The 23,480-nt window shown below is 34.9% G+C and carries 22 protein-coding genes and 1 riboswitch; of the genes, 9 read left to right on the top strand and 13 right to left on the bottom strand.

What is annotated here, in order from left to right:
• Nucleotide 1: 1 nt before the first annotated feature.
• The gene (ppk1, locus tag ACZZZI_RS16280) at nucleotides 2-2,059 is read right to left on the bottom strand and encodes a polyphosphate kinase 1 (protein WP_463490009.1); all 2,058 of its coding nucleotides are present in this window, start codon (nucleotides 2,057-2,059) and stop codon (nucleotides 2-4) included.
• Between the two features lie 99 nt (nucleotides 2,060-2,158).
• A complete protein-coding gene (locus ACZZZI_RS16275; protein ID WP_463490008.1) occupies nucleotides 2,159-2,752 on the bottom strand; it encodes a hypothetical protein in 594 nt (197 codons plus the stop codon).
• A 75-nt stretch (nucleotides 2,753-2,827) separates the two neighbouring features.
• Here ACZZZI_RS16275 and ACZZZI_RS16270 point away from each other — a divergent pair, with 75 nt between their 5' ends.
• A complete protein-coding gene (locus tag ACZZZI_RS16270; protein WP_316760656.1) occupies nucleotides 2,828-3,319 on the top strand; it encodes a YajQ family cyclic di-GMP-binding protein in 492 nt (163 codons plus the stop codon).
• A 105-nt stretch (nucleotides 3,320-3,424) separates the two neighbouring features.
• On the opposite strand, the gene ACZZZI_RS16265 is transcribed toward ACZZZI_RS16270, so the two are convergent.
• From ACZZZI_RS16265 to ACZZZI_RS16250, 4 genes are all read right to left on the bottom strand, one after another.
• Nucleotides 3,425-5,845 carry a TonB-dependent receptor gene (locus tag ACZZZI_RS16265; RefSeq protein ID WP_463490007.1) on the bottom strand — a complete coding sequence of 807 codons (2,421 nt, stop codon included), beginning with the start codon at nucleotides 5,843-5,845 and terminating at the stop codon, nucleotides 3,425-3,427.
• Nucleotides 5,846-6,010: 165 nt separating this feature from the next.
• Nucleotides 6,011-6,682: a ribulose-phosphate 3-epimerase gene (rpe, locus tag ACZZZI_RS16260; protein ID WP_463490006.1), complete on the bottom strand. Its 672-nt coding sequence runs from the start codon at nucleotides 6,680-6,682 to the stop codon at nucleotides 6,011-6,013.
• Between the two features lie 194 nt (nucleotides 6,683-6,876).
• Nucleotides 6,877-7,089, bottom strand: a complete 213-nt coding sequence (locus tag ACZZZI_RS16255) for a hypothetical protein (RefSeq protein WP_463490005.1) — start codon at nucleotides 7,087-7,089, stop codon at nucleotides 6,877-6,879.
• Nucleotides 7,086-7,460 (bottom strand): hypothetical protein, encoded by a 375-nt coding sequence (locus ACZZZI_RS16250; protein WP_463490004.1) that lies wholly within the window; start codon nucleotides 7,458-7,460, stop codon nucleotides 7,086-7,088. Before ACZZZI_RS16250 ends, ACZZZI_RS16255 begins: the two co-directional genes overlap by 4 nt.
• An 82-nt stretch (nucleotides 7,461-7,542) precedes the next feature.
• Here ACZZZI_RS16250 and ACZZZI_RS16245 point away from each other — a divergent pair, with 82 nt between their 5' ends.
• Both ACZZZI_RS16245 and ACZZZI_RS16240 read left to right on the top strand, forming a co-directional pair.
• Nucleotides 7,543-8,040, top strand: a complete 498-nt coding sequence (locus tag ACZZZI_RS16245) for a toxin-antitoxin system YwqK family antitoxin (protein WP_463490003.1) — start codon at nucleotides 7,543-7,545, stop codon at nucleotides 8,038-8,040.
• A gap of 15 nt (nucleotides 8,041-8,055) precedes the next feature.
• The gene (locus tag ACZZZI_RS16240) at nucleotides 8,056-8,205 is read left to right on the top strand and encodes a hypothetical protein (RefSeq protein ID WP_463490002.1); all 150 of its coding nucleotides are present in this window, start codon (nucleotides 8,056-8,058) and stop codon (nucleotides 8,203-8,205) included.
• Between the two features lie 101 nt (nucleotides 8,206-8,306).
• On the opposite strand, the gene pnp is transcribed toward ACZZZI_RS16240, so the two are convergent.
• Together pnp and rpsO are read right to left on the bottom strand one after the other, a co-directional pair.
• Nucleotides 8,307-10,442, bottom strand: coding sequence for a polyribonucleotide nucleotidyltransferase (pnp, locus tag ACZZZI_RS16235; protein ID WP_316760669.1), 2,136 nt, complete (start codon nucleotides 10,440-10,442; stop codon nucleotides 8,307-8,309).
• Between the two features lie 175 nt (nucleotides 10,443-10,617).
• Nucleotides 10,618-10,902, bottom strand: coding sequence for a 30S ribosomal protein S15 (gene rpsO, locus ACZZZI_RS16230; RefSeq protein ID WP_025146265.1), 285 nt, complete (start codon nucleotides 10,900-10,902; stop codon nucleotides 10,618-10,620).
• A 391-nt stretch (nucleotides 10,903-11,293) separates the two neighbouring features.
• Here rpsO and ACZZZI_RS16225 point away from each other — a divergent pair, with 391 nt between their 5' ends.
• From ACZZZI_RS16225 to ACZZZI_RS16215, 3 genes are all read left to right on the top strand, one after another.
• Entirely contained in the window at nucleotides 11,294-11,713 is a 420-nt protein-coding gene (locus tag ACZZZI_RS16225; RefSeq protein ID WP_463482527.1) for an acyl-CoA thioesterase, read from the top strand.
• Nucleotides 11,714-12,225: 512 nt separating this feature from the next.
• Nucleotides 12,226-13,650: an MATE family efflux transporter gene (locus tag ACZZZI_RS16220; protein WP_344765963.1), complete on the top strand. Its 1,425-nt coding sequence runs from the start codon at nucleotides 12,226-12,228 to the stop codon at nucleotides 13,648-13,650.
• Between the two features lie 152 nt (nucleotides 13,651-13,802).
• Nucleotides 13,803-14,117 (top strand): HPF/RaiA family ribosome-associated protein, encoded by a 315-nt coding sequence (locus ACZZZI_RS16215; RefSeq protein WP_463490001.1) that lies wholly within the window; start codon nucleotides 13,803-13,805, stop codon nucleotides 14,115-14,117.
• A 92-nt stretch (nucleotides 14,118-14,209) separates the two neighbouring features.
• Here the strand turns inward: ACZZZI_RS16215 and ACZZZI_RS16210 are convergent, their stop codons facing one another.
• From ACZZZI_RS16210 to ACZZZI_RS16195, 4 genes are all read right to left on the bottom strand, one after another.
• The gene (locus ACZZZI_RS16210; RefSeq protein WP_463490000.1) at nucleotides 14,210-14,950 is read right to left on the bottom strand and encodes a menaquinone biosynthetic enzyme MqnA/MqnD family protein; all 741 of its coding nucleotides are present in this window, start codon (nucleotides 14,948-14,950) and stop codon (nucleotides 14,210-14,212) included.
• A 69-nt stretch (nucleotides 14,951-15,019) separates the two neighbouring features.
• Nucleotides 15,020-15,646 carry a histidine phosphatase family protein gene (locus ACZZZI_RS16205; protein WP_316760678.1) on the bottom strand — a complete coding sequence of 209 codons (627 nt, stop codon included), beginning with the start codon at nucleotides 15,644-15,646 and terminating at the stop codon, nucleotides 15,020-15,022.
• A 134-nt stretch (nucleotides 15,647-15,780) separates the two neighbouring features.
• Nucleotides 15,781-16,974: an aminofutalosine synthase MqnE gene (gene mqnE / locus ACZZZI_RS16200; protein WP_316760680.1), complete on the bottom strand. Its 1,194-nt coding sequence runs from the start codon at nucleotides 16,972-16,974 to the stop codon at nucleotides 15,781-15,783.
• 292 nt (nucleotides 16,975-17,266) lie between these two features.
• A complete protein-coding gene (locus tag ACZZZI_RS16195) occupies nucleotides 17,267-17,761 on the bottom strand; it encodes a hypothetical protein (protein ID WP_316760681.1) in 495 nt (164 codons plus the stop codon).
• Nucleotides 17,762-17,883: 122 nt separating this feature from the next.
• Here ACZZZI_RS16195 and ACZZZI_RS16190 point away from each other — a divergent pair, with 122 nt between their 5' ends.
• The gene (locus ACZZZI_RS16190; protein ID WP_316760683.1) at nucleotides 17,884-18,999 is read left to right on the top strand and encodes a trans-sulfuration enzyme family protein; all 1,116 of its coding nucleotides are present in this window, start codon (nucleotides 17,884-17,886) and stop codon (nucleotides 18,997-18,999) included.
• Nucleotides 19,000-19,320: 321 nt separating this feature from the next.
• Here ACZZZI_RS16190 and ACZZZI_RS16185 read toward each other — a convergent pair whose 3' ends face one another.
• Nucleotides 19,321-20,328 (bottom strand): hypothetical protein, encoded by a 1,008-nt coding sequence (locus ACZZZI_RS16185; protein WP_463489999.1) that lies wholly within the window; start codon nucleotides 20,326-20,328, stop codon nucleotides 19,321-19,323.
• 215 nt (nucleotides 20,329-20,543) lie between these two features.
• Nucleotides 20,544-20,654: riboswitch (SAM riboswitch) on the top strand.
• Nucleotides 20,655-20,940: 286 nt separating this feature from the next.
• Here ACZZZI_RS16185 and ACZZZI_RS16180 point away from each other — a divergent pair.
• Together ACZZZI_RS16180 and ACZZZI_RS16175 are read left to right on the top strand one after the other, a co-directional pair.
• Nucleotides 20,941-22,272, top strand: coding sequence for an O-acetylhomoserine aminocarboxypropyltransferase/cysteine synthase family protein (locus ACZZZI_RS16180; RefSeq protein WP_316760688.1), 1,332 nt, complete (start codon nucleotides 20,941-20,943; stop codon nucleotides 22,270-22,272).
• Nucleotides 22,273-22,307: 35 nt separating this feature from the next.
• Entirely contained in the window at nucleotides 22,308-23,366 is a 1,059-nt protein-coding gene (locus ACZZZI_RS16175; RefSeq protein WP_344765969.1) for a homoserine O-acetyltransferase family protein, read from the top strand.
• The last annotated feature ends 114 nt before the right edge of the window (nucleotides 23,367-23,480 follow it).

The following is a 23,480-nucleotide window of genomic DNA, read 5'->3' as shown; positions in this document are numbered from 1 at the left end:
ATTATTGGTGCTTGTTTTTTAAGTAGTTGTAAATATCTACTTGCGCCCTTGTTTTTTTGGTTAATCTGTTTTTGTGGTATTTATTATTATTCAAAGCATTAATTTGTCTTGCCTTGGTGTTATCCTGTAATTGTAAATCGATAATATCCTGAATCTCTTGTTTTACATCAGGATCTAAAACCGGGAAACCAACTTCTACCCTATGCTCAAAATTTCGGCTCATTAAATCTGCCGATGATAAATACATGTCGTTTTTTCCGTTATTACTAAAGATGTAAATTCGGGCGTGCTCTAAAAATTTATCAATTATGCTAATTGCTGTAATATTTTCACTAAAGCCTTTAACGCCAGGCACCAAACAGCATATACCTCTTATAATAAGTTGTATTTTTACGCCAGCGTTACTTGCTTCATACAGTTTGGCAATAATACCTTCATCAGCTAAACTATTCACTTTAAGTAATATGTAAGCTATTTTACCAGCCTTTGCATTTCTAATTTCGCGATTAATAAAATTAACCAGTTTAGATCTGCTTTCTAACGGAGAAACAATAAGATGTTTAAATCCTTTTGTTACCGTTCGTTTACTTAATGCGTCAAAAAGTTTAACCAAATCATTCGTAATCTCTTTTTTTGCCGTAAAAATACTATGATCGCAGTATAAGCCTGCCGTTTTCTCGTTAAAGTTACCCGTTGCTAAATTTGCATAATAAACAGGTTTATCTTTTTCGATTCGCTTTACAAGGCAAATTTTAGAGTGAACTTTGTAATCGGTTAAACCATAGTTTACCTTTACGCCTTCCTCCATTAATTTACTAGTCCAGAATATATTGGCTTGCTCATCAAATCTTGCCTTAAGCTCTAATAAAACCGATACATTTTTACCATTTTTAGCCGCATTTATCAAAGCGTTTATAACCTTCGAATTTTCTGCCAATCGGTATAAAGTAATTTGAATATCTGTAACTTTCGGATCTATCGCAGCCTCACGTAAGAAAAGAATAATATAATCGTACGATTGATAAGGTAAATTAACCAGGTAATCTTTCTGTGCAATTTTCGCAAACACACTTTGTGTTCTATGTAAATCATGAACCTTTAGCGGTACATTTGGCGCATATTCTAACTCCTTTCCACCAACGTTAGGAAAAGATATAAAATCTCCAAATTTGTGGTATCGGTTACCAGGAATTAAACTTTCTGCTTCTAGCCTTAACTTATTTACTAAAACAGTAAGCATATTTAAAGGCATTGCTGAATCATAAAGTAAACGCATTGGCTTACCTTTTTTACGTTTTTCCAGACTGCTTTTTAAATCTTCTATAAATTTTTCGTTTATATTTTTGTCAATATCAAGCTCTGCATCACGAGTTAACTGAATAGAATAAGCCTCTAAATTATCATAGGTAAAAACATAAAAAATATCATCAAGACAGTAGCGAATAATATCTTCTGCAAGAATGATAAATTTTAAATCGTTCGTTTCAGGAAGAACAAGGAAACGAGGTAAATTTGGCGGCATCTCAATCAAAGCATATTTTTCTTTAACTTTTGTATCCTTGCGGGATAACTTAACAAAAAAGTAAAGAAATCTATCTTTAAGTTCTGGAAATGGCTTATCCATATCCAACATAATTGGCACCAGGTTAGATAAAATTTTATCTCTAAAATGATTTTTAACGAACTCACCCCTGCTTACATTCAGCTGGGTATCATTTAAAATAAATATTCTATTTTGAGCAAGTTCATTGATTAGTGTAGCTTGAAAAAGCTGATCGAATTTACGCTCTTGTTTTACAACAATGTTTTTAATCTCATTGAGTATCTTTTTCGGATTAAAACCTAAAAGCGCTTTTGCTTTTTCATTCAGATTCGTCAATCTGGTCATAGTGGCAACGCGAACCCGATAAAACTCCTCCAGATTTGAGGAGAAAATTGATAGAAATTTTATTCGTTCAATCAGTGGAACAGATTCGTCAGCTGCCTCTTGTAGTACACGTTCGTTAAAATATAACCAGCTAATTTCTCGATTAAAAAAGGGTAACTTCTTCTTGCTCATTTAAAAAAATAAAAATCCCTGCAAAAACAGGGATGTTCAAAACTGCAAATTATTTTGTTAAGTAGATGTTAATTCACACCCATATTAATGTTAACAAAATTATTTTTTAGGAGTAGTTTTGGTAGCCTTAGTTACTGTTTTTTTTACGGCAGTTACAGCTTTAGTTGCCGTAGCTTTAACTGGTGCTTTTTTAACTGTAGTGGTTGCTGTTTTTTTGGGAGCAACATTACTTTCAACTGCCTTTTTCACTGCTGGAATAGCTTTTTTTACTTCTTCTGCAACTTTAGTTACAGGTTTTGATATCGCTTTTTCAGCCTTTTCTTCCGAAGCAATTGCGGCAACTTTAACACTTTGAACAACAGGCTTAGCTTTTGCAACTGCTTTTTTAACCACTTTTTCTGCTTTTGTAGTTGCTTTGGCCACAGGTTTTTTATCCTCTTTTTTTGCTGATTTTGACGAATGCAAAATGTCATCGATTTTTTGACCTACATCAGCTTTAATAACAGTAAACTTTTTAGCCAGTTTTTTGGCAACTCGTTTACTCGCCTTTGCAACTTCGGTACTTATTTCTGATGCATCATGACCTAAACTTGTGATAACTTCTAAAAACTTATCAGAAATAGATTGTTCTAATTGCTTTTTAGCTTCTTTTTTAGTTGTCTTTTTTTGAGTCTTCGTCTTAGTGGTTTTCATAAAATTTTTCGTTTTTTTGTAGTATCAGTAATAATCTATTAAATCTACTTATTTTTTTACTTTAAAGCTAAAACTATGCCTTCTTTTGATATTGTAAGTAAAGTTGATTCGCAAACGCTTGATAATGCGATTAACAATGCTAAAAAAGAAATTTTAAACCGTTTCGATTTTAACGGCTCTAAAAGCACCATCGATTTGGATAAAAAAACAAATGTTGTAACTATCGTAACTGAAGATGATATGCGTTTAGCAGCAATTGAAGGGTCTATAATTTCTAGAATGATGAAACAAAATTTAGATCCAAAAAGTTTGGATTTTGGCGATGAGCATCAAGCATCAGGCAATATGATTCGCAAAGAAATTTCTATAAAAGAAGGTTTGGATAAAGAAGCCGCTAAAAAAGTAGTTGCAAAAATTAAAGCCAGCGGTTTAAAAGTTCAGCCATCTATTATGGATGACCAGGTTCGTGTAACTGCTAAGAAAATTGATGATTTACAAGCGGTAATTAATCTTTGTCGCAATGAGGATTTTGGCCAACCTTTGCAGTATATTAATATGCGCAATTAATCAATTTTGTAAATAATTTTATTGGAGTTCTTAAAAAGTCCTTCAATGAAATTGTTTGATTATTAAAAGCCTATAATTGATTTTCATTGCTTAAATATTATTCTGTCAATTCTTTAATTTCACTATAAATTTCAAATTAAACTGTCTCCCCGTTAAATAATTTGGAATCGCATATTGCACATTATCAACGTCTTTAAGCCACAAATAAGAAACGGTATTATCGATATTTAACATATTAAACACTTCGAAAAATAGAATAACAGAGTTAAAGTTTCTGTCTAAAAATTTAGGTTTATGCAAGGCGGCATCGTCTAAAAAATCTTTAGAAAAACCAATATCTACTCGTTTGTACGATGGAACAGAGAACTTATCTAAATACCTTGGCGTTTGAGATGGCCCTATTGGTAAACGTGATCCATACAGCATATTTAAATGCACTTTGTAAGTGGGGCTATTCAACAATCTATCCTGAAAAAAAATAGAAAAATTAAGCCTTTGGTCGGTCGGGCGCTTTAAATAACCAGGATAAATTATTTCGCCATTTTGAACATAACTATCGCCAATAATATCTTCATTAGCATGCATTACCGACATTCTGAAATAGGAAACTAAATCCTTTACAAATTCACCACCAATACTAAAATCAGCTCCATAAGCATAACCTTTAGATACTTCATTTGCTAAATATTTAATTCTGAGGTTATCTATTTTATAAGGAATTAACCGATCTGAATATTTAAAATAAGCCTCAGAAGTAAATTTTAACCTGGTTCCAAAAGCATCGAAAGCATAATCGTAACCAACTGAAGTGTTGTAAGAACTTTGCGCTTTCTGATTAATATTTAATTTTCCCGTAAAATCGCGAATGGTTCTATACGATGGCGGTTGCTTGTAAACACCTGCAGTAAACCTCAAAATTTTATTATTAGAATTTGGTCTGTAGGCTATTAACATCCGCGGACTAATTAGCAATTGCTTGCTTAAAGAACTATAAGTTGCACGGGCACCAAGCTGAAGTTCTGCATAATTTGAGAGCGAGTAACTATCTTGAATATAAGCACTATAGTTTTTTATATCTATATAATTATCCACATTAATTACATTTTGAAGTACAATGTTTTTTCCGCTATTCGGCAAAATAAATCCTGCCGAATCCGTATAATTATATTCATTTAAACGGTCGTCATACTTAGATTTATCAAACTTTAATCCCCAAGAAAAAACATGATTGTTAAAGTTTTGATCTACTTTAACCTCAGAAGCAAAAATCTGCGTATTTAAGCTATTCCTGCCATAATTATAGTAGCTACCTATCCCTTTATTTTTTGTTATCGGGCCAAAATTTTCTAATGGAAAACTATTATCAACTTCATCAAAAATATAACGGCCGTCAATATCAAACCGCTCTCTTTCAATCGTGTTAAAATAGCTATTAATAAATTTGATTACTAGGTTCGGTTTTGGTGCATAAGTTGCAGTTATAGCGGTCCCAAATGTTTGGTAATCATCAATTTCTTGGCCTGTATAATCTACATTTAATCGTAAAGTAGTATTAAGGGTTCCAAATTGTGTTTCGCGATTAGTAGGCACTAGTTTAAACTGCCCCAAATTTAAGTTTCCTAAAAAGCTAACATTAAATTTTGGAGAAATATCATATTGATATAATACCTGCACATCACCAAAATTTGGGCTATAACTGCCCTTTTCGTCCTGCTTTATTAAAACATTAGCATTATTTTTATAGCGCAAGCCAGCAAGCAAAAAGCTATGTTTAAAAATCTGTTTTGTAGTTAAAGAAGTATTTAAAAGACTTGTGCTTAATATGGTTTGATTACTATCAGGTTTATCATAACGTATATCTAAAACTGACGAAAGTTTATCTCCATATTTTGCTTCAAAACCTCCTGCCGAAAACTTTGCTTTACTAACCAATTCCGCATTTATAAAACTTAACCCCTCCTGTTGTCCGTTACGGATTAAAACTGGTCTGTTGATTTCTATATCGTTGATGTATATTAAGTTTTCATCAAAATTACCTCCACGAACGCTGTATTGTGCACTCAACTCGTTATTGGTAGATACGCCTGGCAATGTTTTGAGCATGGTTTCGAAATTTCCAGAAACCAATGGCATAGATGCGACATCGGCTATATTAATGGTGGTGGTATTACTCAGCTGATTTTGTTTATCAGTAATATCTACCTGTTCTAACTCATTAATATTGGCAACTAAGCTTATTTGCTGTGTTATTCTTGCTCCAGAATGTTCGTTAAATTTTAAAATTTTTGGCTGATAACCAAGCAAGGTGTACTTTATACTAAAGGTTTTGGATTTTGAATAAATCGTATAAACACCAAACTCATCGGTTACAGTAGATTGCGCCTGACCTAATACAATCACGGTAACTTGCGATAACGGCAACTTTTCTTGGTTGTAAACTATCCCTGAAATCCTAACTAATGGTTGAGCCACAGCAAAACTGCAAATAGCAATTAAAAGGGAAAGGATTAGCCGAAATTTGAGCATTGGTTAGCGTAAAGATTATATTTTTTTTCACAGATGCATACAAATCTTTCAGGGAAATATGGAGTGATATGTTTTTAGCTTCCGTGATTTCTGTATTTTCGCGGCTAATTATTTACTCCCAATATTTCAATGAGTTTACTCTTTTATCTCCCGAAAAATTCGAGATTAAATGCTAATACTTGTGGTTACTAAATTTTTCATTTCGATAATGGTTTGGCTTGGGCTATCCGTCGCAAATATTGCACTTCCAGCAACGAAAGCATTAGCACCTGCCGAAACTAATTTAGCAATATTTAGCAAACTTACGCCACCATCAACTTGAATAATTAAATCTTCATTAACGCCTTGAATCAAGCGTTTTAAATCCTGAATTTTTTTATAGGTGTTATGAATAAATGCTTGTCCGCCAAAGCCAGGATTTACCGACATAATCAACACCAAATCTAAATTTTCAATTACATCTTGTAATAATGTAACTGGAGTATGAGGATTCAATGCAACACCCGCTTTACAACCAGAAGCTTTAATTAATTGAATAGTTCTATGTAAATGCGTACAGGCTTCGTAATGAACTGTAATCCGATCTGCTCCTGCTTTAGCAAATTCTGGAATAAACTTATCGGGTTCAACAATCATCAAATGAACATCCAAAGGTTTGGTAGCATGTTTTTTAACCGCCGTCATTACAGGGAAACCAAAAGAAATATTTGGGACAAAAACTCCATCCATCACATCAACATGAAACCAATCTGCCTCACTCTGATTAATCATTTCGATATCGCGTTGTAAATTGCCAAAATCGGCAGCAAGTATGGATGGGGCAATAATGTATTTCATTTATTTTATTTTGTCGTCATTGCGAGGTACGAAGCAATCTTAATGTACTGCTCTAGAGTAAAAAGGATTGCTTCGTACCTCGCAATGACGAATTGGTTAAAAATTATCCGTAACAATGCAAGTTACAAAATCATTGTTAAACAAAATAGATTCAAATAAAAAACCCTTCCAGTAAAACTGAAAGGGTTTAACAATTATTTTTTCAATTTAATTTCTATTGCTTGTCCATCTCGAGTAATCTCTACAAATTCCTCTATCCTGTCGGTGTAATTGTTTGTATAGTTTTGATACTCATAATAATCAGTTCTGCCCCCATAATTATTGTAACCACTACTACGATAAACTGGTGTAGTACCTGACTTTGAATAGCTGGCAAAAGACTGTATAAAATATTTACCAGGTTTCATTTTAACAAACTTAAATCGACCATAATCATCAGTTTGCACTGTAATACGATATTTAAAAGCTTGTTCTGACATGTAAACACTCGTTTTCTTGTTCTCTTCATTTTTCTTAACCGATACCAATCACTGAAATGGGTAGTTACTGGAAATAAGGTTACCACCACATTTTTGGCGTAAATTTTTTCAGGGCCCCACTTACCTGGTACTTTTGCGTACGCCAAGCCTTCTATACTTGATGTACCCAATCCAAGCATATTTATAGCCTGTAAGGAATCAAATGGAACTTGCGGGTAATAAGCGGCCTTTTGAGCATTTGCATTAAAAAAAAATAATGTAATGATTAGGGAGAAAATAATGATTTGAAATTTTTTCATAATTTAGATGTCGAATTTATTTTTTAAAATTGTATGTATAATACTACATAAATAAACTATTTTGTGTTAAAAACCAATAAACATGATAAAATATTTAACCATAATCGCCCTCGTTTTTGTTTCTAGTCTAGCCCTTGCACAAAAGGAAAAGCCATGCGGCGTGAAAGATGGATTGCAAGAGGGAACTTGTAAAGAATTTTTCTCGAATGGAAAACTGAAGTCTGTAGCAAACTTTAAAAAAGGAAAAAGAGAAGGAATATGTACTGAGTATTTTGAAAATGGTCAAGTAAAAGTTAGTGTTAACTATACAAAAGATAAGAGAAACGGACCGTGCAAATATTTTCATGATAATGGACAAGTAGATTCTGAAGAAAGTTATGTATATCGTGATTTTGCAGAAGTGAAGGAAGGTGTTTTCAGAAAATTCTTTCCCAGTGGAAAGCAAAAAGAGAATTACAAGTATATTGATGGTAAATTAGACGGTGATTACATCGCATATTATGAAAATGGCAACCTTAAAGAAACTAGAAAAACTTACATTAAAGATTTAATACAAGGCGAATTGAAACTTTATTACTAAACAGGAAAAATAAAAATGGAGGAGCAATACAAAGATGACTTGCGTAATGGCCAGTCAATTAGCTATCATCCAAATGGTGCGATAAATTGTACAGTTTTATTTATAAATGGTAAAGAGGGAGTGAAAATTTGTAAAGATGATAAAGGAAAGATTATTGGCAAATAGGCTAACAAAAAACCCTTCCAGTAAAACTGAAAGGGTTAATTTCGGTTAGTGGAGACACCAACCGATAGAACTTTATAAGTTCCCTTTAGGAGACTTAGGAGTTACGCCTGTGGCGCAGCGGGCTTTTCTGGTCTTGGTAATAAAACCTTACGAGAAAGTTTCATTTTACCTTGTTTGTCGATGTCTAATAATTTAACTTCGATTTTGTCACCTTCTTTCAATACACCGTCCATAGTTTCTAAACGTTCCCATGAAATTTCAGAGATGTGCAATAAACCATCTTTACCTGGCATAACCTCAACAAATGCACCGAATGGCATAATTGATTTTACTTTCCCTTGGTAAACTTCACCAATTTCTGGTTTAGCTACGATATTACGGATACGGGTAACAGCAGCATCAATTGCAGCTTTGTTATCAGCAAAAATTTCAACGATTCCTTTACCATCAACTTCTTCGATAGAGATTGAAGCACCAGTTTCGCGTTGCATTTCTTGGATAATTTTACCTCCAGGGCCGATAATTGCACCAATGAATTCTTTCTCAATAGTGATAGAAACAATACGTGGAGCATGTGGCTTCATGTCTTCATTAGGCTGAGCAATGGTTTTCTTCATCTCGTTTAAGATGTGTAAACGACCATCCTTAGCCTGTAATAAAGCTTTAGTTAATACTTCGTATGATAAACCATTGATTTTTAAGTCCATTTGACAAGCAACTATACCATTTTCAGTACCCGTTACTTTAAAGTCCATATCACCTAAGTGATCTTCATCACCTAAAATATCAGAAAGGATTGCATATTTACCAGTTTTCTCATCAGTAATTAAACCCATTGCGATACCAGAAACTGGAGATTTAATTTTGATACCAGCATCCATTAATGCTAATGTACCAGCACAAACAGTTGCCATTGATGATGAACCGTTTGATTCTAAAATATCAGAAACAATACGGATTGTATATGGATTAGCTTCACCTTGAGGTAAAACTTTTTTCAACGAACGTTGTGCTAAAGCACCGTGACCAATTTCGCGGCGACCGGCACCTCTGTTAGGTCTAACCTCTCCAGTTGAGAAACCAGGGAAATTATAGTGCAATAAGAATTTTTGGTAACCGTTAAAGAAAGCACCATCAATCATTTGTTCATCATCTTTGCTACCTAAAGTAACTGATGTTAAAGATTGAGTTTCGCCACGTGTAAATACAGCTGAACCGTGTGCAGCAGGTAAATAACCAACTTCACTCCAGATCGGACGAATTTCAGTAGTCTTACGGCCATCTAAACGAATACCCTCATCTAACAATAGATTTCTAATTGCATCGTACTGAACATCATGGTAATAATGTTTAGCCATTGCTTTAGTTAAATCTGCAGTATCTTCTGGCATTGCCTCGAAAAATTCATTGATGATGGCAGTGAAACCAACTTTACGCTCATCTTTGTTCGAACCAGATTTCGCAACTGCGTAAACTTTATCGTAAGTATCAGCATAAACCTTAGCTTTCAAATCAGCATCATGGTCTTCATGGCTATATTCACGTTTTACAGTTTTACCAGTAGCCTCAGTTAATTCAACCTGAATCGCACATTGAACTTTAATTGCAGCATGTGCAAATTTCAAAGCCTCAACCATCTCATCTTCTTGAATTTCATCACACTCGCCTTCAACCATGCCGATATCGTTAGCCGAACCAGCAACCATAAATTCTAAAGTTGCACGCTCTAAATCGCTAGCGTATGGATTGATTACCAATTTACCATCAATTTTCGCAACACGTACTTCAGAAATTGGACCGTTGAAAGGAATATCAGATACTGATAATGCAGCCGATGCTGCTAAACCTGCCAAACAATCTGGCATTATATTTTTATCAGCAGAAATTAATGAAATCATCACTTGAGTATCAGAGTGATAATCACTTGGGAACATTGGGCGTAAAGCTCTATCAACCAAACGAGAAATTAAAACCTCGTAATCAGATAATCTTGCCTCACGACGTAAAAAACCTCCTGGAATACGACCAGTAGCCGCATATTTCTCTTGATAATCAACCGATAAAGGTAAAAAATCAGTACCTGGTTTGGCACCCACAGTTGATACTACAGTTGCTAACAACATGGTATCGCCCATTTTAACTACCACCGAACCATCAGCTTGTTTAGCCAATTTACCAGTTTCAATTTCTACAATTCTGCCATCGCCCAAATCGAACGATTTTTTTATTACATTCATTTAAATAGAATTATGGCGTGTTTTCCTCTTTCTACACACCTTGTTTATATATGTTTTTGTTTTTGCAAACGAAGATAAGATTAAAAAAGCCTATCCATAACAAATCCCGTTAATTATTTAACAGGAAATGTAAAAAGCCATTCTCTAAAGAATGGCTTTCGCTGATAAAATTCGCTTATTTTTGTTTAATGATATCACGAAGCGATAAAGCTTTGATGATAGCACGGTAGCGCTCAATATCTTTTTTGTATAAGTAAGCCAAAATACCGCGGCGTTTACCTACCAATTTTTGAAGTGATAACTGTGTAGAGAAATCTTTACGATTTTTCTTTAAGTGTTCTGTTAAGTGCGCAATACGGTATGTAAATAACGCTACTTGACCTTCTGCAGAACCAGTGTTGGTTTCTACTTCGCCGTGTTGTTTAAAGATTTCGGCTTTCTTTTCTGGACTTAAATACATTCTTGAATAATATTAAAGTGTAAAAATTAATTAATTATGTCGCAAAGATAAAGTTTTTTAGCTGATAAACAAAGAGCCGCTAATTGTTTAATTAATAAACTATTAAAACTTTTTTTTCGAAAAGCAAGGTTTTGTTTTAATCGGTAACTACAGCCCCGCCCTCGCTGCAATCTTTTAAAAACCTCTGGATTGCTGAGGAACGAAGTGTCTGTTCCATCGCTTGCAGATTCTTCGTTCCTCAGAATGACAGTATATTCAAGGTTGCTGCAATTTTTAAAAGGATTTTCGCTAAGTCGGGTTTAGAGAACTTAAGATTGAATAAGCAACTTAGTTTTTCCTTGCAATCGTTCAAACAAAACAAATACCTTACTTTTGCACAAAACATTTACCCTTGGAAAAGAATCAATTTAGCATTTTCGAAAGCGAATTACGTGTCCGTCCTGATGATATAGATATGTTTAACCATGTGCACAACAGCAAGTACCTGGATTATGTATTGGCAGCACGATACGAACAAATGGAAAAATTCTATAACATGCCTTGGGAACATTTCACTAAGCAAGGTTTGGGTTGGGTAGTTAGTCATGTTGATATCAATTTCAAACGTCCGCTTTTGATGAACGACCTGATGTTAATACGGACTGGTATTTTAACCATGCATGATAAAGGTTGTTCGGTTCAGTTTGAAATCATCAATAAGAAAACTGGCAAAGTAGCTTCAGATGGGATTTTCGATTATGTACTAATAGACTTGAACACCAGCCGTGGTACAAAAGTCACTGAGGAAATGATAAAAGCCTATAGTATATAAAGTGATTTTCAGTTTTTATGTAATTCCATAGATTTTAGCCACCTCGGTTCATGTCATCACGAAATGGAAACTGCAACCTTTAAAACTGCTGTCATTCTGAGGCACGAAGAATCCGCAACCTAGTGGTTCTATCCTAAAATATTGCACTCACATTTTTCGTAGGTAAATTGGCGGTTGTATTTCATCGCTTGGAGATTCTTCACTGCGTTCAGAATGACAAACCTATAGTCATGTTGCATTTATACAGCATATGAATAAATGTTGAAATAAAATTCCGTGTCTTCTGTGCATCCGTGGCCAACAAATCAATCAACACCTTAAAAATCAGTCATCAAAATTTGACAATCAGAAAATTTATTTATATTTGCCATATCAAAAAGAACAGAACCATGATAGTATCTGCAATCCGTTTTAGGTTTTAACAACCGAGGATTCCCTCCATTCAATTTCAGATATTTGCAGTCAGGCTGCATATCTTTTGGTTTATTCATCACATTTTACAATATTAATATATGTCACAGTCAGTAAAGACGCAGGGCAAACTATCATCTTTTTTTGATGTACTTGTACAATCATTAAAAGGCCACGAAGTTGATTTAACTTCAATCAGTATAAAACGGGCCATAATTCTATTAGCCATTCCAATGATGTTGGAAATGGCCATGGAATCGGTTTTTGCTTTAGTCGATTTGTATTTCGTAGGGCACTTAGAAAACAGTAGCCATGCAATCCAAACGGTTGGTTTAACCGAGTCGGTTTTAACCATTATTTATTCATTAGCGATTGGCCTAAGTATGGCTGCGACAGCTGTTGTTGCCAGAAGAATTGGCGAGAAAAACCCAGAAGCCGCATCAAAAGCAGGTATGCAAACGATTGTGATTGCTGTCGCAATTAACATTTTAATCAGTATTGCAGGCTTAATTTACGCCAGAGAGATCCTTTTGCTAATGGGCGCTTCGGCGGAAACCGCTAATCATGGTACAACATTCATGAGAATTATGATGGGTGGAAGTATTATTATCGTACTCTTATTCTTAATCAACGGAATTTTTCGAGGTGCAGGTAATGCAGCAATTGCGATGCGAAGTTTATGGATTGCCAACATCGCTAATATAATCCTCTGCCCTATTTTTATTAATGGTTTCGGACCAATACCAGCATTCGGTTTAACAGGCGCTGCCATTGCAACAACTATTGGTCGAGGACTAGGGGTAACATATCAGATTTACAATTTATTTAATGGTAAAAATGCCTTAAAAATTCGCATCAGTCATTTCCTACCTGATCTTGAACAAATAAAGGCAATTGTGAAGATTGCTGCTCCTGCTATTTTTCAATTTGTAATTGCAAGTTGTAGTTGGGTTTTCTTAGCAGAATTAGTAGCTACAACAGGTGGCGATGAGGGTTCAGCAGGTTATCAAACGGCATTACGTTTGATGATGTTTTTCTTGTTGCCAGCTTGGGGATTAAGCAATGCAGCAGCAACTTTAGTGGGACAAAACTTAGGTGCAGGCCATATTGATCGAGCGGAGCAATCTGTTTTTCAAACCTTAAAATACATTATTGTTTTTATGGCGGTGGTTAGCGTTGTGTTTCTAACCTGCGGTCATTTGTTTGCATCTTTCTTTACTTCAGATGTGAAAGTAATTGAGATTGCTAGTAGGGCTTTAAAAATTTTAAGTATTGGCTTTATTATATATGGAGCCGCAATGGTGTTTAGCAGTGCTTTTAACGGCGCAGGCGATACCTGGACACCAACCAAAATAAACATTTTTGCATTTTGGTTGTTCCAGATTCCGTTGGCTTACTTCCTGGCAAAATACTTAGAAATGGGTCCTACTGGTGTTTTCATTGCCATACCAAGTGCAGAAGCAGGAATTGCCGTTGCAGCATTCATCTTATTCAAAAAAGGTAAGTGGAAGAAAACAATGGTTTAGAATTTTGTCAATACTTAAGTAACAGACTTAAAAAAACATGCGCTTTAGAAATTATGCAAAATCTGTATTTATAGTAAAATTCTTATTTTAAAAGCTATATTTCAAAACGATTTATTACTTATGTTGTTGTAAATGTACTTAAACTTAAATATATGACGATTCAGCTGAACACCGACAAAAACTTGACTATCCATCAGGAATACGAAAACAAAATTAAAAATGCAATTAACGAAGGTTTAAGCAGATTTGATGATTTAATTACTCGTTTAGAAGTTCATCTATCAGATGAAAACGGAAGCAAAGAAGGCTTAGAAGATAAGCGATGCTTATTAGAAGCCAGAATATCAGGAAAAGAACCAATTGCGGTCACCAATTTAGGAAGCAACTACGATTTAGCCCTACATGGTGCAATAAACAAATTGAAAAGCAAACTCGAAACAATAGCCGGAAAGCTTAAAACACATTAAAACAAAAACGCCATCATATTTGATGGCGTTTTTTGTTTTTAAATTAATTTATCTTTCAAAATTGATTAAGGTACTGCTTTTCTAAAGTTTAATTATACACTAACTTTTTCAAGCTGTTCGATATAGGCTAAAAACAAGTTCATTGCTCTTTTTCGATCATCTGTAACATCAAATTGAAGTTTGTGGTATAAATAATCTTCTAAATCGAAATTTGGTATTTGAGGCAAATCTTTCAAAACTTCGTTTCTGTGCGCCAAACCAAACTTTAAAGCTGCATTAAATTCTGTTTTAAATTCTTGCGAAATTTCTTTATTTGCTACCCAGGCAGCATACATAAAAGGTAAACCTGTAAAGTTTTTCCACTCCTCGCCCATATCATAAACGAAAGCAAAGTCTTCTTTTTTGCCGAAAGTTCTATCTCCAATTAAAACAATAGCATCTGTTTTAACAGTTGGATCGGTTGTAAATTCAACTCCTAGCTTCCAATGAAATTTCAGCAAAACTTTTGCAAGATTATTTGACGTCCTGGAGTGTGCATCCAATCTTAAAGTTTTAATCTCAGCAACAGGAACATCACTAAAAATAAATACCGAATTTACAGCGCCATCGCTGCCAATACAGTAATCAGCTACAATATTTGCATTAGGTACAAAAGGAATCGCAGCAACTGGCATTAATCCTAAGTCGACTTCGCCACTAATTACTTTGGCAGCGCATTCTGATGGAATATCTAAACTTAAATCGATTTTATTGATGATATCTGAATGCTCTAATCCGTAAATAAAAGCTTTAGTATTGGTATAGGCAACAGCCGATATTTTAATATTATTCAAGGTGTTATATAAATATTTTATTATAAAATTACAGTTATTGAAATAAAATCCAAAGTATGTAATGATTCTTTAATCAATAACCAAACCATCCAAATGAACGGCACTATTAAATTCGAGCACAGTAAACTTTCCATCTTCAAAACCCATTTTATATAAAACTGTATTCTGATGTGGAAACTCAGTCATTTCGCTTAATGGTTTATCTAAAAGTAAACAAAGAAAAACACGCATTGCTCTACCATGCATACAAAGCAAAACGGTTTGTTCTTCGGGTTTGTTAGATAAAACTTCCATTGGTTGTTTTAAACGTTCATATACATCCTGAACACTTTCTCCGCCTTCAAAATGAGCCGTATAATTACCATCTTCCCAGGCTTTCAGCATTTCACGAAAAGCATCTCTGGCATCCTCTGTATTTGCTTTACCTTCCCAAACACCCCAAGCTAGCTCATCCAATCCAGAAAGTTTTTCCCAAGGCAAATCAGAATCAATAAATTTCTGAACAGTTTGCCATGTACGTTTTAAATCTGAGGTATAAATTTTATCAAATGGAATGTTTTTATAAGTCTGATAAAAAGCCTCGGCTTGTGCTCTTCCCGTGTCATTTAAATCAGAATTTATACCTCTTCCCTGTACGATTCCTTGTTTGTTTAATTCTGTTTCTCCGTGACGGATGATATAAATTTGTTTAGCCAAGATCTTTATAATTTAAGGATAATCGTTATGATTTAGCAAATGCCAAATCTTGAATATTAATGTAAAACTATGCTGTAAGTTAATTCTTTAGGTAAAAAGATTATGAATTATGAAAATACCTTAATCTTAAAACCTTAATTAACTACAGGCAATTTATAGTAAGCTGGTTTCTTTTCTTCTTCAAAAACCACGTTTTCAAAATCGGTGACTACATTATATAAAGTATCTCGTTCGATTGCCTTTCTGCCGACTTGCTTAATCAAGTTTACCAGTTCTTTGGTACTCATTGCAGGCGTTTGTTCTTCCGCACCAGCCATCGAATAGATTTTAGTCGTATCATCTAAAGTTCCATCAATATCATCAACACCATAGTTTAAGGATAACTGAGCAGTTTCCCGACTAATCATAGCCCAATAAGCCTTAATGTGATCGAAGTTATCCATATAAATACGGGCAATGGCATAGTTTCTTAAATCTTCGATAACGGATGATTCAGAAACATTACTCATTTGATTATGCTGATTTCTAAATTTTAAAGGAATAAAAGTTTGGAAACCGCCGGTTCTATCTTGCAACTCACGTAGTTTTTCCATGTGATCTACCCTATGTTCAAATTTTTCGATATGACCATAAAGCATAGTCGCATTACTTCTCATGCCAAGCTTGTGCCATTCTTCGTGAATAGCCAACCATTGCTCGCCTGTACATTTATCTTTTGCAATCTGCTCCCGTATTTCTGGATGAAAAATTTCTGCACCACCACCAGGCATAGATTGTAAACCAGCCTCTTTCATCAATTTCATACCAGTAGCGTAATCAATTTTCGCTTTCTTAAAAATATAATGATATTCTACTGGTGTTAATGCTTTCACATGCAGCTCAGGACGATGTTCTCTTATAGCGGTAAACAAAGCAGAATAGAAAGCCATATCATACTGTGGCAAAACTCCCCCAACAATATGAACTTCAGTTACAGGCTCACCATCATATTTTTTAACGATATCGAGCATTTGCTCCATAGTTAAAGCCCAGCCTTCTTCTTTTTGTTTAATTAGTCGAGAGTAAGAACAAAATTTACAATCGTAAACACAAAGGTTTGTTGGCTCTAAATGGAAATTCCGATTAAAATAAGTGATATCGCCATGCTTTTTCTCTCTGATAAAATTAGCCAATATTCCTAAATAACCTAATTCGGCATGTTCGTAAAGATGCACTCCCTCTTCAAAAGTAATTCGCTCTCCGTTGAGAACCTTTTGTGCTATGTTTTGTAGTTCAGTTGATAAGTTAGTATCAGCTAATATTTTTTCAACTTGTGAAGTTGTAGTCATTCCTGATTTTATTTTGAACAAAAATACAATATTGAGGCGATTTGAAAATCATTTTCTTGTAACAAACGGCAAGTTAGCCGTAGATTAACTGTTTTTAAATTTCGGAAAACTGAAAAAAAATTATTTAAAATAAAAGTTGCTACGGAAGCATAGAAATATTTCCCCTTGAAATTAAGTGTCAATCTGTGTTTGCGTGGCAAAAACATTATAATAATCAATTCGGGAATCTGTGGCAAAAAAAAAGCACCTCTATTTAGAAGTACTTTTTAATTATGTTTTTTGTAGGTAGATTTTATCTTGCAGCTGGAACAAATGTTAATACAATATTTGCTGTTTTTCCTCCAAACTCAATTGGCGATTTCACAACCATCTGCGTACTAGAAAGTTCTGTTAATACTAAACGGTAACCTTCAGCAACATTTTTAGCTTTATCACCTTCGTAGATTTTTTTAAACTGGAAAGTTTGATCTTTAGGTGCAGCCGACCAGAAAATAGTTTGCATTACTGCTCCACAAGTGCTTGAAGCTGGTAATGTATAAGAACCATTTCCGCTGTTAGTTAATTTCCAGGTACTACCTTGAAAACATTTGTAAGATTTTTCTCCAAATAAACCTTGAACAGCACCATCAGGTAATCCTTCTAAAGCCACATTGCTTACAACCCAATCACGTACAACCGTGCCTCTGCTCCCTGTTACACCTGCAGTTACTCTTTTTGCAGTGTTACAACTTTGCATCATAATTAAGGTAGAACATGCTATCGCGATAGCTATAAATAATCTTCTCATTTTTTGTTTAATTAATTTTCGTCAGAACAAACACATAAATCTTGCCAAAACAAATTGAATCTAAAAATTAGTATCAAATTGTTAAATTGCGCATAAAAATATCCTCAATAACAAAAATCATAATGAAACCCGAAACCCTTGCTATTCACGCTTCTAATCTTGTTAAGAATACAACTGGAGATGTTACGCCACCTATAAATTTATCGACAACTTTTTTTCGTGATGAAAACGGAGCTTATCCAGGTGGGCATATGTATAGTCGTGTGAGCAATCCAAATCGTTCTGCTTTAGAAAACACTGTAGCCAAATTAGAATACGGTGAAGATGCAGCGGCTTTTGCATCTGGCAATAATTGCGGCATGAGTTTGTTTCAGGCTTTAAAACCAGGGAGCCATATTATTGCACCAGATGATATGTATTGGGGAATTAAAAAGCAATTACTAACGATTTTTAATGAAACATTAGAATTCGATTTTGTTGATCAAACAGACTTAGAGCTAATAAAAGATTGTGTAAAGCCAAACACTAAATTAATTTGGATTGAAACACCCTCAAATCCATTATTAAAAGTTACAGATATTGAAGAAATCTCTAAAATTGCAAAAAGCCACAACATTACTTTAGCTTGCGATAGTACTTTTGCATCGCCTATCCTACAAAATCCAATTTTATTAGGCGCCGATATTGTAATGCATAGCAGTACCAAATACCTTGGTGGCCACAGCGATATTCTTGGAGGAATTTTGGTAACAGCCAAAAAGGATGAATTGTGGGAGAAAATCAAAAATATTCAACAAACTGGTGGCGCAGTACCATCGCCATTTGATTGCTTTTTACTTTGCAGAAGTATTAAAACTTTGGCCTATCGCATGAAAGGTCATTGCGAAAACGGGAAAAAAGTTGCTCATTACCTAGCGAACCACCCAAAAGTTGAGGCTGTTTTTTACCCAGGTTTAGAAAGTCATCCTCAACATGAAATTGCAAAAAAACAAATGAAAGATTTCGGCGGAATGATGTCTTTTTTAGTTAAAGGCGATGCAGAAGAAACCAGTATGGTAGTTAATAAAGTACAGTTATTTGCACAAGCTACAAGTTTAGGCGGTGTTGAAAGTTTAATTGAGCATAGATATTCTGTAGAGGGACCTGATAGCAAAACACCTAAAAATTTATTAAGAATCTCGGTCGGATTAGAACACGTTGATGATATTATCGCAGATTTGGAACAGGCTTTAGGATAGAACTTTTGTCATCCTGAGCTTGTTGAAGGAAATACTCATTTAGATCGAACTAGAGTGTTTTTTTGACTAAATGGGCTAAAGTTTCTAATTACCAAAAACTAGAAATCCCATTCAGTAAGTACAAAGCAATCTTAAAATTTTTAGGTCTAGCTGATTAATATTGCTTCTTTCCTCGCAATGACGAACGCTTAATAACAGGTGGAAAACTACCCTTTGTTTATAAACCCGATTGCAGCGGCAGCCCCCGATTTTTTATCGGGGCTACAGCGAAAAGCGGGACTGTATATTCCGAAGAATTACAATCCCGCTCATTTTCAAATTTTATTTCGGATTACAAGCGGTGACTAACTTAGCCGAATAGTTTGGGTTTAATGGCTCGTTTGTTTGCGCTAAACGCTGAGAACCAGTATTTGCAGGACAAGCGATGTCGCCAGCAGCATCATAAACGATTCTATTTCCTGCAGCGATTAACTCTTTTGGCACATAAACCTGAACTTTTGTTATGGAGTAACCTGAAGGATAATAACGTACATAATACCCATCAGGATGTTTGGTCCAGATGCCGCTTGGCACATCGGTACGAGGTGGAGCCATACCAGCAATTATTGCATACTTTTCCATGTCGGCATAAGTATAATTACCTGAAGAAACCAGTTGGCGAATGTTATTTTCGGCTTCAAAAACTGCTTTTACACCAGATGGCAATTGGTCTTTAGCTTTCTCCATCACATCGAAAGGTAGAACGCCTAATGCGCCTCCTTCTAATTGAGTAAGCTGTTTAGGAGTTAAGAGTTTTATGGCAGTTAACTTAACCTGACCAGCATAATCGGCAAATTTTGTTCGGGCAATAATTGTCCACAGCAAAACCTGAATATCGTGCTGATCTACATCCTGGTGTTTTTCTGCACTTTTTAATATAGAAACTACAATTTCCTCTTTCGGGCCTAAAACTGGTGCAAACATATAACCATCGCCTTTTGATGGTGCAAATGTGCCTGCTTTTAGGCAATAACTTTTATTGGTCATTTCATAAAGTCCTTCGCAAAGCACAAAACCGCCATCTGGATTTTTAGGCAATAAGTATAAAGGCTGGGCTTTTAGCGTGGCTTTAAAGTCGGGCATCATTTCGCCTTCGCGATTTACATCTTCGAAAGCTGTTGTTATTGCTGCAGGTTGTTTTAAAAATTTATCTACTCCTAAAGCTTTGGCGCCTTGTGCAGTTCCAACTTTTAATAATTTATCTTTTAATCCGCCAAATTGAGCATTGGCATTATTGATACTTGCAATGGCTAATAACACTGCGAAGCAAAGGTTTTTTGCGTTTTTCATTAATGATTAGATTTTAATAGGTAAGACAAACTTAGAGTTTTAAGCGTAAATTTTATATTAAATATTGCGTTTTATCATTTCAATATAAAATTAGGTAGTTCATTTTCAATATATTATTTAATTTTCAGAATTTTATTTTGTGAATTAAAATTAAATTCTCACATTTGAAATATTATTTGGCAAAAAGCTAAATAAAAGTCAATCTTAATCGGGTTGATTTATAAAGAAGTGGCGAGAGACTGGCTCCGTGACCCACTGGCAACCCTCAGAAAGAGAAGGTGCCAATTCCTGACCGAATAACATGGTGTTATTTGGAGATATAAATTAGAACTGATGAAAACATTAAATCTTCTATCGCAAAGCGAGCCCAGTGTAAACCTTAAAAAGGTAGAAAACATTTCTATTTCTTTTATTTGTTGTGATATGCAGGCGATTACTTGTATGTGCTGTTGGATACAGTAATTTAAAAAACTTCCTTTTTTGTTTCTATTTCAAACTGGAAGGTCCCGATAAATCGGGATACGCCTAACGCCTACCAGAATTTTCATGATTTTAAGATTCATGATTTCGGGTAAACTTATCAAACAATCACACATTTAATTATTAGAAATTATGTCAACATCATATAAATTTGAAACCTTACAAATTCACGCAGGTCAGGAAATAGACCCAACAACTGGTTCAAGAGCTGTTCCTATATATCAAACCACTTCTTACGGCTTCAAAAATGCAGAACATGGAGCAAACCTATTTGCGTTAAAAGAATTCGGAAACATTTACACCAGGATTATGAATCCAACGAACGATGTTTTTGAAAAACGTATCGCAGCTTTAGAAGGTGGTGTTGCAGCTTTAGCAGTAGCATCGGGACAAGCGGCACAGTTTATTGCACTAAATAACATTTTAGAAGTGGGCGATAGTATCGTTTCTTCATCACACATTTATGGCGGAACTTATAACCAGTTTAAAGTTTCTTTTAAACGTTTAGGCATTCATGTAGATTTTGCTAACCCAGATGTTCCCGAAGAATTTGAGGCGAAAATTACAGAGAAAACAAAAGCTATTTATTTGGAAACTATAGGCAACCCTGCATTTAGTATTCCTGATTTTGAGAAAATAGCCGCAATTGCAAAGAAATATGATATTCCTTTAGTAGTTGATAATACTTTTGGTGCGGCTGGATATTTATTTAAACCATTAGAACACGGTGCAAATGTTGTTGTAGAATCGGCAACTAAATGGATTGGCGGACATGGAACCAGCATTGGCGGCGTTATTGTTGATGGCGGAAACTACAACTGGGGTAACGGAAAATTTAAACAATTTAGTGAACCATCTGAAGGTTATCATGGTTTGGTTTTCAGCGATGTTTTTGGCGTTAATGGTCCTTTTGGTAATATTCAATTTATTATTCGTGCCCGTGTAGAGGGTTTAAGAGATTTAGGCCCAGCCCTTTCTCCATTTAATTCTTTCCTTTTGCTACAAGGTTTAGAAACATTATCACTTCGTGTGCAACGCCATGTTGATAACGCTTTGGAATTAGCAACCTGGCTAGAAAATCACCCAGCAGTTAAAGAAGTTTCGTACCCAGGATTAGCAAGCAGCAAATACAATAGTTTAGCTAAAAAATATTTAAGCAATGGATTTGGTGCGGTTTTATCTTTTGAGTTAGACGGCAGTAAGGAAAGCGCAACTCAATTAATTGATAATTTAAAACTGATTTCTCATTTAGCTAATGTGGGTGATGCCAAAACACTGATCATTCAGCCTTCGGCAACTACACATCAACAATTAAGCGAAAGCGAACAACTGGCTGCTGGAGTTAAGCCAAATTCACTTCGTGTTTCGGTAGGAATTGAGCACATCGATGATATTAAAGCCGATTTCGAACACGCATTTTCGGCAATCAGTTCGCAATTAAACGTAAAAAGTTTACAGGCCTAATCACTTTCGTTACCAAATCAGAATATCTTTTAAGAATGAGCACATTATCAACATATAATTACAACAAACAATTCAAATTAGAAAGCGGCAAGAAACTTCGCAACCTGCAAATTGCTTATCAAACTTATGGCAAATTAAATGCTAAAAAAGATAATGTAATTTGGGTTTGTCACGCATTAACTGCTAATGCAGATGTTTTTGAATGGTGGGAAGGTTTATTTGGGCAAAATGCTTTGTTTAATCCAAACGATCATTATATAATTTGTGCAAACGTTTTGGGTTCTAACTACGGAACCACAAGCCCTTTAAGTACTAATCCAGTTAATGGATTACCTTATTATTTATCGTTTCCACAATTTACTGTTCGCGATTTTGTTTCGGCACACCAACTTTTAGCTACGCATTTAGGAATTGATTCAATTAAACTTTTAATCGGCGGTTCTTTAGGTGGCCAGCAGGCTGTAGAATGGAGTATTATCGAACCCAATAAAATTGAAAACTTAATACTTGTAGCTACAAATGCGGCACATTCTCCATGGGGAATTGCTTTTAACGAGAGTCAACGTTTAGCCATTACTACCGATAGAACCTTTTACGCAAACCAACCTGATGGTGGCAGCAAAGGTTTAAAAGCAGCACGCAGTATTGCGCTTTTGAGTTATCGTACGTATAATGCTTACGGAAGTACACAAGTAGAAAGTGTAAACGACAAAACAGATAATTTCAGAGCTTCATCTTACCAAAATTACCAGGGAGAAAAATTGATAAATCGCTTTAATGCTTACAGTTATTATTATTTAACTAAAGCGATGGATAGCCATAATGTGGGTAGAAATCGTAAAAGCATTGCGGAAGCCTTGAAATTGATCAAGGCAAATACCTTGGTAATTGGAATTGAAAATGATTTCTTATTTCCAATTGCAGAACAGAAATTCTTAGCAGATAACATTAGCGATGCACAGTTCGCAGCTATACATTCTGAATATGGCCATGATGGGTTCTTGATTGAAACCAACGCCTTAACGAACATCATCGGTACTTTTATTAAAGAAAGCCGTGACAAAAAGATAATTAAGCTACAGCACACAGCTTGATAAGATGGCGGAAGGTTTAAGGAAAAAACCTAGGCTAAAGAAGTAAAATAATTAATCAGCCACGGAAGCACTAAAATAAAGAAAATATGGAATTTAATTCCGTGTAAATCTGTA

It is taken from the genome of Pedobacter sp. AC190 (genome assembly GCF_979258025.1).
The sequence above is the reverse complement of the archived record's forward strand: the minus strand, read 5'-3'. Positions and strand labels throughout refer to the sequence as shown.